This is a genomic window from Rhodovulum sp. DZ06, from assembly GCF_050586345.1.
Lineage (GTDB): Bacteria > Pseudomonadota > Alphaproteobacteria > Rhodobacterales > Rhodobacteraceae > JBOCEF01.
The window spans coordinates 1-9422 of record NZ_JBOCEF010000083.1 but is presented as its reverse complement, the minus strand read 5'-3'; the positions used below and the strand labels follow the sequence as shown (position 1 = coordinate 9422).

The window sequence follows — 9422 nt, the reverse complement described above, 5'->3', positions numbered from 1 at the left end:
CCCCCCCCCCCCCCCCCCCCCCCCCCCCCCCCCCCCCCCCCCCCCCCCCCCCCCCCCCCCCCCCCCCCCCCCCCCAACACTATCGCGAAGCGAAGCTATTCCCCCGCGTGGACCGCAAGCCAGACGGTGGGCTGGCCTTCCGCGGTGGCCTCGACCCGGTGGCGCACATGCGCAGGCAGGTGGGCCCAGTCGCCGGGGGACATGGCGCGGGGGGCCTCGCCTTCGCATTGCAGGATGGCGCCGCCGGTCAGCACCAGCACCCACTCGTCCCAGGCCTGGTCGTACCACTCGCCCGGCGGGGTCTCGTGCCCGTGCGAGGTGATGCGCTCGATCCGCGCGCCGGGCAGGGCGGCGACGGGGTCGAACGCCTCGGGCCCGCCGGGACCGGGGAGGTCCGCGAAGAACGACCCGAAGGAGGCGCGCGGGGCGTCTGGAGCGTCGCTCATCGGGACGCGAATTCGGGGCCGTCATGGGCGGTGACGGCGGGGGCCTCGCCCTGCCACGTCTCCACCCGCACCAGCGCAGATTGGGCGGCCGAGCCCTGGCCGATGCCGCTGGTCCCCTCGTCGCGGGTCAGCACGTTGGCCGAGCCGTGCTTGCAGAACGGGACCTCCGCATCCGGGTCGGCGGGGTCGTACCAGGCGCCGGTGGGCAGGCGCAGGACGCCCGGGCGCACCGCATCGGTCACCACCGCACCCGCAAGGCAGGCGCCGCGGGCGTTGAAGATCCGCACCACCTCGCCATCCGCGATCCCGCGGGCGGCGGCGTCGGCGGGGCTGATCCACACCGGCTCGCGCCCCGCCACCTTGCCCGCCTTCGCCACGCCCCCGGCGTCGAGTTGGGAATGAAGCCGCGTCTCGGGCTGGTTGGTGATCAGGTGCAGCTCGCCCTCCTGCGCGGCGCCGAGCCATTCCTTCGGAGGGATCCAGACCGGGTGGCCCGGCTGCCCCTCCAGCCCCATCTCGGCCACCGCGTCGCAGAAGATCTCGATCCGGCCCGAGCGGGTCTCGAGCGGCGCCTGCACGGGGCTGATCCGGAACGCCTCCATCAGCACCTGCGGGCGCTCGGTCGCCGGCATCTCCCAGGTCCCCGCCGCCTTCAGGGCGTCGAGCGAGGGCGCCTCGATCCCCATGCGCCCGAAACGCTGGCGGGCCTGGTCCCAGAGGTGGGCGATCCACTCATCGGCGGTGCGCCCCTCGGTGAAGGCGTCGGCGCAGCCGAGGCGGGCGGCGATGCCCGCATAGATGTCGTAATCGCTGCGCGCCTCGCCCACCGGCTCGGTCGCCTTGCCGTTCCAGACGATGGTCGGCTCCCAATGGGTCATCGCCACGTCCTCCCGCTCCATCGGCGCCAGCGAGGGCAGCACGATGTCGGCGAAGCGGGCCATCGGGGTCCAGTGGATCTCGTTGACGATCACGCTCTCGGGCCGCCGGAAGGCGCGGGCGAGGCGGCCCACGTCCTGGTGGTGGTGGAACGGGTTGCCCCCGGCCCAGAGCACGCAGCGCAGGTCCGGATACGTGTGCACCTTGCCGTCGAACCGGTACTGCGCGCCGGGATGCAGCAGCGCGTCGGCGATGCGGGCGACGGGGATGCGCGCCTGCACCTTGTTCTCGCCCTGCGGCACGGCGGGGAAGGACATGCGCCGCACCGGCACGCCGATGCCGTTCTCGGAGGCGTAGCCGATGCCGAAGCCGCCGCCCGGCAGGCCGATCTGCCCCAGCATGGCCGCGAGCGCGATGGCCGCCCAGACCGGCTGCTCGCCATTATCCGCGCGCTGCAGCGACCAGGCGACGGTGATGAGGCTGCGCGTCCCCGCCGCCTCCCGCGCCAGCCCGGCGATGCGCTCGGCCGGGATCTCGCACAGGGGCGCGGCCCAGTCGGGGGTCTTGGGGATGCCGTCCGTCTCTCCGCGCAGATAGGCGGCGAAGCGGGGGAAGCCGTGCGCGTGGGTGGAAAGGAACTTGGCGTCATGCAGCCCCTCGTCCAGCAGGGTGTACGCCATCGCCAGCATCATCGCCGTGTCGGCGCCGGGCCGCATGGCGAGGTGCTCGGCCCCCACCTCTCCGTCGATATCCGAGGCGAGCGGCGAGACGTTCACGAAGCGGCAGCCATTCGCGGTCGCCCCCCGCAGCGCCTGCCGCAGCCAGTGCCGCCCGACCCCGCCCGAGGTCACCTGCGCGTTCTTGCGCGGCAGACCGCCGAAGGCGATGACCAGCTTCGTGTTCTCCATCACCGAGTGCCAGTCGGTCGCCCCGTCCAGCACCGTGCGGCTGAAATCGCCCACGACATGGCGGCTGATCGCGGCGGCGGCGGCGTAGGAGTAGTTGCCGACCGAGGCCACGTAGCCCCCGGCGCAATTGAGGAAGCGGTGGATCTGGCTCTGCGCATGGTGGAAGCGCCCGGCCGAGGCCCAGCCGTACGATCCGCCATAGATCGCCCCGTTCCCATGCGCCGCACGCACCCGCTCGATCTCCGCCGCCGCGGCGTCCAGCGCCTCGTCCCAGGACACCTCCACGAAGGCGTCCCGCCCGCGCCCGGCGCCGCCGTCGCCCGCAAGAAACCCCTTGCGGATGGCGGGGCGGCGGATGCGGCTCGGCGCATCCTGCGCCTCGAGCCAGCCGCGCCCCAGCGGGCTCGGGTCCGGGTCGCCCTCCCAGTCCAGCACCTCGGTCAGCCGCCCCTTCTCGGCCCGCACCCGGTAGGTCCCCCAATGGGTGGCGAGAAGCGTGTCATGGGGCATGGGTGACTCTCCGGGGCTGTGCGTCGGTTGGGCCGGAGGATAGGCGCGCCGATCACCGCTGGAAACCATCATTCGCCCCCCGCGCGCGCCGCGGCGCGATGACCGGCCCCGCTTCCCGCCCCCACCATGGACGGGGGCGCGGCGGGCGTTTACCGTCCCTTCAGCCGCAGATCATGGGGGGATGCGAGATGAGCCAGCGCCCGGGCCTCACCGTCGGGATCGAGGAAGAATACCTCGTGGTGGACCGCGAGACGCGGGACCTCGTGGACCGGCCCGACCCGGGCTTCCTCGAAAAGCTCTCGGAGCTTGTCGGCGAACAGGTCGCCCCCGAATACCTGCAATGCCAGGTCGAGGTCGGCACCGGCGTGCACAAGGCGATCCCCGACGCGGTGGCGGAACTGACGTCCCTGCGCGCCAAGGTGGCGGATGCGGCCGAGGCGTTCGGCTACGCCCCCATCGCCGCCTCCACCCACCCGTTCGGCAAGTGGCGGGCGCAGACCCATACCCGCAAGAAACGCTATGACGAGCTGTCCCAGGATCTCGGGGCCACCGTCCGGCGCCTGCTGATCTGCGGCTGCCATGTCCATGTCGGGATCGAGGACGAGGACCTCAGGATCGACCTGATGAACCAGGTCGCCTATTTCCTGCCGCACCTGCTGGCGCTCTCCACCTCCTCGCCGTTCTGGGAGGGGGAGGACACGGGCCTCGCCTCCTACCGCCTCACCGTCTTCGACGCGCTGCCGCGCACCGGGCTGCCGGACCAGATGAACAGCTTCTCGGAATACCGGCGGCTGGTGGAGCACCTCGTGAAGGCCGGCTGCATCGAGGACGCGACCCGCATCTGGTGGGACATCCGCCCCTCGGACAAGTTCCCGACGCTGGAGCAGCGGGTGACCGACGTGTGCTCCCGCGTGCGCGACGCCGGGGCCGTCGCCGCGCTCTACCAGTGCCTGCTGGCCTTCCTGTGGCGGCTGAAATCGCGCAACCAGCGCTGGCGGGTCTATCCCGGCATCCTGATCGAGGAGAACCGCTGGCGCGCCCAGCGTTACGGCGCCCGCGGCGAGCTGGTGGATCACGGGGCGGGGCGCCTCTCGCCCTTCCCGGACCTGTGCGAGGAGCTGATCGACATGCTGCGCCCCGAGGCCGAGGCCCTGGGCTGCGTGAAGGAGCTTCTGCACATCCGCCGCATCGCCGGGGAAGGGACCAGCGCCGAGCGCCAGCGCGCGGTGCATGGCAAGGCGATGGCGGACGGCGCCGGCCCCGAGGAAGCCGCGCGGGCCGTGGTCGACGCGCTGATCGCCGAGTTCCGGGAGAGCTGAGATGACAGGGAAACCGCGTTTCGCAGGCAAGGCGCCCGGCGCTGCGGGAGGGGGCGCCTGATGTCCCACCCCGACCTGACCCTCCTCGACCGCATCATGTTCCTGCTGCGCCCGGTGGCGCAGGTCCGCCGGATCTCGCATCGCTGCGCGGCCTATCTGCGCCGCGACGGGTACATCACCGTCAAGCATGTCCACCCGGGGAACGTGCAGTACCACCGGCTCGATCCGACCGAGGCGCGCGAGCTCGCCGCGGCGTTGCAGGAGCTGGCGGACGAGGCCGACCGGCGCGTCCCCCCGACCGCGGAGGGCCGCTGATGCTGGGCCGTCTGATCGCCCGTCTTTTCACCGGCAGGTCCGAGGCCGGGACCACCGTCGCCCCGGGGCTGGTGGTGCAGGAGGCCGACAATGGCGGCGTGATCCTTTGCGCCGTCCGCGATGGCCGCTCCGAGGAGATCCTGCTGTCGCGCCCCGAGGCGTTCCGCCTGGCCGAGGCGATCCGGGGCGCGGAGGCGCCGCCGCCCGAGGGGTTCCGCATGGCGCCCGACGGTATCGACGGCGCCCGCCTGCAGATCGACCGCGCAGGCCGCGCGCGGGAGATCATCCTGACCGCCGGGGAGCTCTCCGCCCTCGACGCCGCCATCAGGAAGACGCTCGACCAGCTGTACCTGCGCCCCCGCTTGCTGGGCATCCCCTGGTCGAGCCGGTGACCCGGCCGCCCCGACCGGGGGCTGTCGGGGCCGGGACCCGGGGCGGGACTGCAGGACAGGCGCCGCGATCCCGCGCGGCGCACGACGCTTGCAGAATCCCCGCGAACCATTACATTCGGCGGTGTGACGCGCCTGTTTGGCGTCTTTTCGGGCGGGAAACGCTGAAAATCGCTTGGTGCGCTGCGAAACGTGTTATCAAGGTCTCGCGCCGAGAATGGAGGCGCGGACATCTGCTCAAGGGGGTGTAAATGGCCAAGGTCTGGAGAGAGCACCCCGTCGCGACCGCCCTGATGGCGGCGGCATCCGCCCCCATCATGATCGGCCTCTGGGCGGCCTTCACCTGACGCCGCCAGGCCGGGCCGCTCAGGACGCTCGGCGCGACGGATCGACACCGAAGAACGGCAATGAAAACGACGCCCCGATCCAGCAGGATCCGGGCGTCGTTTTCGTTTCGGGCGGGGGCCGAGACCGGGGACAGGACCGGAACCAGGGCCGCATATCAGCCCGGCGGATCGCGCCGATCCTCATGCGCCTCGCGCGTGCGGAAATCGTTGCCCCAGTCGATCAGCAACCCCACGAGCATGCCGAGCACCAGGTAGCCCGCCATCGCCAGCGCCGCCGCGAACAGCCGCTGCTCCGGCATCGGCTGCAGGTCGCCATAGCCCAGCGTGGTGAAGGTCACCACGGCGAAATAAAGCGCCGTGCCCGCGCTGGCATAGACCTCGATGAACCGCCCCGGATCGCCCTGCGCGCCGAACTGCGCCGTCTCGCGCATCCGCTCGGCGCCGGGGCAGGCGGCGGCCGAACACATCACCCCCTCGCGCGCGAAGATCGCGGCGAAGAGCAGGATCAGCAGAAAGCTGACCGACAGCAGCGAGGCGACGGCGACCCCGTCCCGCACGCCGCTGTGGAAATAGCTCCACCCCGCGACCGCGGCGGCGACCATCACCCCGAAGACCAGGAACGCGTCCGCGGGCGCCCCCAGCACCGTGGTCCCGGAGAAATTGTCGGGGAACAGCCGCAGCGCCGCGGCGACGACGGCGCCGTAGCCGACCGGCGCCCCGCAGAAATAAAGTTCGAACGTCCAGCGCCGCCGCCAGCGCCCGAAGGATTGCAGCCGGTCCGACGCCGCCCGGTGCAGGCGAATCCAGCGGAACCGCAGCGCCTCCAGCGCCCTCTTGAAGAAATCCTTCGGCATCTCCCCGTCCCCCACCCGGTGAAGCTTCCGTGAAGCTGGCGAATTCGCGCGGGGCATTCAAGAAAAACAAAATGAAACGGGCGCCGCGATCCCCCGCGGCGCCCGTCCTTCCTTGAAACCAGGCGCCCGAAGGCGCGCCGATCACATCCCTTCGTAGATCGGGAAGCGCTTGCACAGCGCCTCGGCCTGGGCCTTCACCTGGGCCTCGACCTCGCCATTGCCCTCGGCGCCGTTCGCCGCGAGGCCGTCGACGACCTTGCAGATCATCTCGCCGATCTCCTTGAACTCCGCCTCGCCGAAGCCGCGGGTGGTCCCGGCGGGGGAGCCGAGGCGCACGCCCGAGGTCACCATCGGCGGGGCTGGGTCGAACGGGATGCCGTTCTTGTTGCAGGTGATGTGCGCGCGGCCCAGCGCCGCCTCGGTGTCCTTGCCGGTCACGTTCTTGGGCCGCAGGTCGACCAGCAGCACGTGGGTGTCGGTGCCGCCGGTGACGATGTCCAGCCCGCCCGCCATCAGCGTGTCGGCCAGCGCCTGGGCGTTCTTGACCACCTGCTGCGCATAGGCGCGGAACTCGGGGCGCAGCGCCTCGCCGAAGGCCACGGCCTTGGCGGCGATCACGTGCATCAGCGGCCCGCCCTGGATCCCCGGGAAGATGGCCGAGTTGACCTTCTTGGAGATCTCGGGGTCGTTGGTCAGGATCATGCCGCCGCGCGGACCGCGCAGGGTCTTGTGCGTGGTGGTGGTCGCGACGTGGCAATGCTCGAGCGGGTTGGCGATCACGCCGCCCGCGACCAGGCCCGCGAAATGCGCCATGTCCACGTGCAGGTAGGCGCCCACCTCGTCCGCGATCTCGCGGAACCTGGCGATGTCGATGTCGCGCGGGATGGCCGAGCCGCCGGCCACGATCACCTTCGGCTTGTGCTCGCGCGCAAGATCCGCGGCGGCGTCGTAGTCGATGCGGCTGTCCTGCTGGCGCACGCCATAGGAGACGACGTTGAACCACTTGCCGGACTGGTTGACCTTGGCGCCGTGGGTCAGGTGCCCGCCCGAGGCGAGGTCCATGCCCATGAAGGTGTCGCCGGGCTTCATCAGCGACATGAACACCGCCTGGTTCGCCTGGGAGCCGGAGTTCGGCTGCACGTTGGCGTACTGGCAGTTGAACAGCTTCTTGGCGCGCTCGCGGGCGAGGTTCTCGGCCACGTCCACGTACTGGCAGCCGCCGTAGTACCGGCGACCCGGATAGCCTTCGGCATACTTGTTGGTCAGGACCGACCCCTGCGCCTCGAGCACCGCCTTGCTGACGATGTTCTCGGAAGCGATCAGCTCGATTTCGTCGCGCTGACGGGTCAGCTCATCCGCGATCGAGGCGAAGAGTTCGGGGTCGCGGTCCTGCACCGACTGGGTGAAGAACCCGGCGTCGCGCGTGCTGGCGTCCATGGGCTGTCTCCGATGGTTCACGTGTGGCGTCGCGCCCCGCCTGCGCCCCGGGATTTCTACCCCCGGGCGGGCGGAGCGGGCTGGCGATGGGCGGGTTCTATCGCGGCGCCGCAGCGGAGTCCCGCACGTTTTCGACATTTCACGCGCCGTGGGCGGCGGTCGGGGGCCTTCCGGCGCCCCGCGGAAGGGCCTTGCTGGCGGGCGCCGCGGCCAAAGCGGGGCGGGGGGCGGCATTGTCGATCCATGACGTAGCGTAACAATTCGATTCGTCTTGATACGACCGCTTCTCCCGCTGCACTCTTGTCCCCCGCGTCTGTTTAGGAATAAACGCGGGCCAGACCCGGGGCGGGCGGCGACCGTGCGCCGCGATGCGCCGCCGGGCAGAGCAGGGGGAGCGTCCGGGATGGACGAATCCGAACATCACTCGCCCGCCCCTGCGCCCGCGCCGGGACCGGCGCGGTTCGAGCGGATCTGCTTCCGCGCCAGCGATGCCCCCGCGGCGCGCGCGGCGCTGGCCCGGTTCACCGCGATATATGGCGACTGCAAGGCCGCGGAGGCGGACGTGATCGTCGCCATCGGCGGCGACGGCATGATGCTCGAGACGCTGGCCGCTTCCGAGGCGCTCGACGTGCCCGTCTACGGGATGCATCGCGGCACCGTGGGGTTCCTGATGAACGACTACCGCCTCGAGGGCCTGCGCGAGCGGCTGGCCGAGGCGGAGCCGGCGCGGATCAACCCCCTGCGCATGACCGCCTACCGCATGGACGGCGAGGTCCGCCGCGCCCGCGCGATCAACGAGGTCAGCCTGATCCGCCAGCGCCACCAGGCCGCGCGCATCCGCATCCTGATCGACGGCAAGGAGCGGATGAGCGAGCTTGTCTGCGACGGCGTCATGGTCGCCACCCCCGCCGGCTCCACCGCCTACAACTATTCCGCCCATGGCCCGATCCTGCCGATCCAGGCCGACATCCTCGCCCTGACGCCGATCAGCGCCTTCCGCCCCCGCCGCTGGCGCGGGGCGCTGCTGCCGCGCGACGCGCAGGTGACGCTGGAGGTCTCGGCCCCCGAACACCGCCCCGTCTCGGCCACCGCCGACAACGTGGAGGTCCGCGACGTGCGCCGCGTCGACGTGGAGATCGAGCGCGAGGTGACGCACACGTTGCTGTTCGATCCGGGCCACGGGCTCGAGGAACGCCTGATCCGGGAGCAGTTCGCCTGATGGCGGAGCGCGCGACAGGCCCCTGGCTTCGGGGGCGCGTGGTGTCGTGGAACGATGCGCGCGGCTTCGGCTTCCTGCGCCCGGACCAGGGCGAGGGGGGCGACATGTTCGTCCACATCGCCGCCTTCGGCCGGACGGGCGAGCGCCCGCAGCTGGGCTCCCATGTGAAATACCGCGTCGGCCCGGGGCGCGACGGGCGGCCCGCGGCGGTGGCGGCGCGGCTCGATGAAGGGGGCTTGCTGGAGCGGCGCTTCCTGCCGCGGCTGCGCCCGCGCGAGGGGCGGATCGCGTTCGCCGCGCTGATGGCGCTGCTGGCCGTCGGCGCGGTGGTCTTCGGCGAGGCGCCGCCCGAGCTGCTGGGCCCCTATGTCGCGATGGGGGCGATGTCGATCATCTTCTACCGCACCGACAAGGCGCAGGCGGTCAAGGACGGCTGGCGCGCGCCCGAGACGACGCTGCACGCCACCGACCTGGTGTTCGGGGTGATCGGCGGGCTGTTCGCGCAGGGCTGGTTCGGGCACAAGACCTCGAAACCCGGCTATTTCACCGTCACCGCGATCATCGCCGCGGGCCATGCCGCGCTGCTGATCGCCGCGGGGGTCGGGGCGATGGATACGGTGAAGCTGGCGATGCGGCTGCTGGGCCTGGTCTCGGGCGGCGACGGCGCCTGAAGGGCAGGGGGCGCGGCCCGGGGACGCCGCAGCCGGGAATGGTCCGCCGGGGGCGGGGGGGGGGGGGGGGGGGGGGGGGGGGGGGGGGGGGGGGGGGGGGGGGGGGGGGGGAGGGGGGGGGGGGGGGGGGG

At 71.9% G+C, this 9422-nt stretch carries 9 protein-coding genes; 5 read left to right on the top strand and 4 right to left on the bottom strand.

Translation table 11 applies throughout. The annotated features are described in order from the left end of the window. Positions 1 to 95: 95 nt before the first annotated feature. Entirely contained in the window at positions 96 to 446 is a 351-nt protein-coding gene (locus ACQ5SO_RS20925) for a cupin domain-containing protein (protein ID WP_430943597.1), read from the bottom strand. Next, positions 443 to 2740 (bottom strand): molybdopterin-dependent oxidoreductase, encoded by a 2298-nt coding sequence (locus tag ACQ5SO_RS20920; RefSeq protein WP_430943596.1) that lies wholly within the window; start codon positions 2738 to 2740, stop codon positions 443 to 445. The genes ACQ5SO_RS20925 and ACQ5SO_RS20920 overlap by 4 nt, the downstream gene beginning before the upstream one ends. A 188-nt stretch (positions 2741 to 2928) precedes the next feature. On the opposite strand from ACQ5SO_RS20920, the gene ACQ5SO_RS20915 reads away from it, so the two are divergent. The 3 genes from ACQ5SO_RS20915 to ACQ5SO_RS20905 are packed head-to-tail and all read left to right on the top strand — an operon-like array spanning position 2929 to position 4766. Then, the gene (locus ACQ5SO_RS20915) at positions 2929 to 4059 is read left to right on the top strand and encodes a carboxylate-amine ligase (protein WP_430943595.1); all 1131 of its coding nucleotides are present in this window, start codon (positions 2929 to 2931) and stop codon (positions 4057 to 4059) included. A 60-nt stretch (positions 4060 to 4119) separates the two neighbouring features. Next, a complete protein-coding gene (locus ACQ5SO_RS20910; RefSeq protein WP_430943594.1) occupies positions 4120 to 4374 on the top strand; it encodes a hypothetical protein in 255 nt (84 codons plus the stop codon). Beyond that, a complete protein-coding gene (locus ACQ5SO_RS20905) occupies positions 4374 to 4766 on the top strand; it encodes a hypothetical protein (protein ID WP_430943593.1) in 393 nt (130 codons plus the stop codon). Before ACQ5SO_RS20910 ends, ACQ5SO_RS20905 begins: the two co-directional genes overlap by 1 nt. Before the next feature lie 499 nt (positions 4767 to 5265). On the opposite strand, the gene ACQ5SO_RS20900 is transcribed toward ACQ5SO_RS20905, so the two are convergent. Together ACQ5SO_RS20900 and glyA are read right to left on the bottom strand one after the other, a co-directional pair. Then, entirely contained in the window at positions 5266 to 5964 is a 699-nt protein-coding gene (locus tag ACQ5SO_RS20900) for a potassium channel family protein (RefSeq protein ID WP_430943592.1), read from the bottom strand. A 141-nt stretch (positions 5965 to 6105) separates the two neighbouring features. Continuing rightward, a complete protein-coding gene (gene glyA / locus ACQ5SO_RS20895) occupies positions 6106 to 7401 on the bottom strand; it encodes a serine hydroxymethyltransferase (RefSeq protein ID WP_430943591.1) in 1296 nt (431 codons plus the stop codon). A 403-nt stretch (positions 7402 to 7804) separates the two neighbouring features. Between glyA and ACQ5SO_RS20890 the strand changes: the two genes are divergently transcribed. Both ACQ5SO_RS20890 and ACQ5SO_RS20885 read left to right on the top strand, forming a co-directional pair. Further along, entirely contained in the window at positions 7805 to 8620 is an 816-nt protein-coding gene (locus ACQ5SO_RS20890) for an NAD kinase (RefSeq protein WP_430943590.1), read from the top strand. Beyond that, positions 8620 to 9291, top strand: a complete 672-nt coding sequence (locus ACQ5SO_RS20885; RefSeq protein ID WP_430943589.1) for a DUF1294 domain-containing protein — start codon at positions 8620 to 8622, stop codon at positions 9289 to 9291. The genes ACQ5SO_RS20890 and ACQ5SO_RS20885 overlap by 1 nt, the downstream gene beginning before the upstream one ends. Positions 9292 to 9422 lie beyond the last annotated feature (131 nt).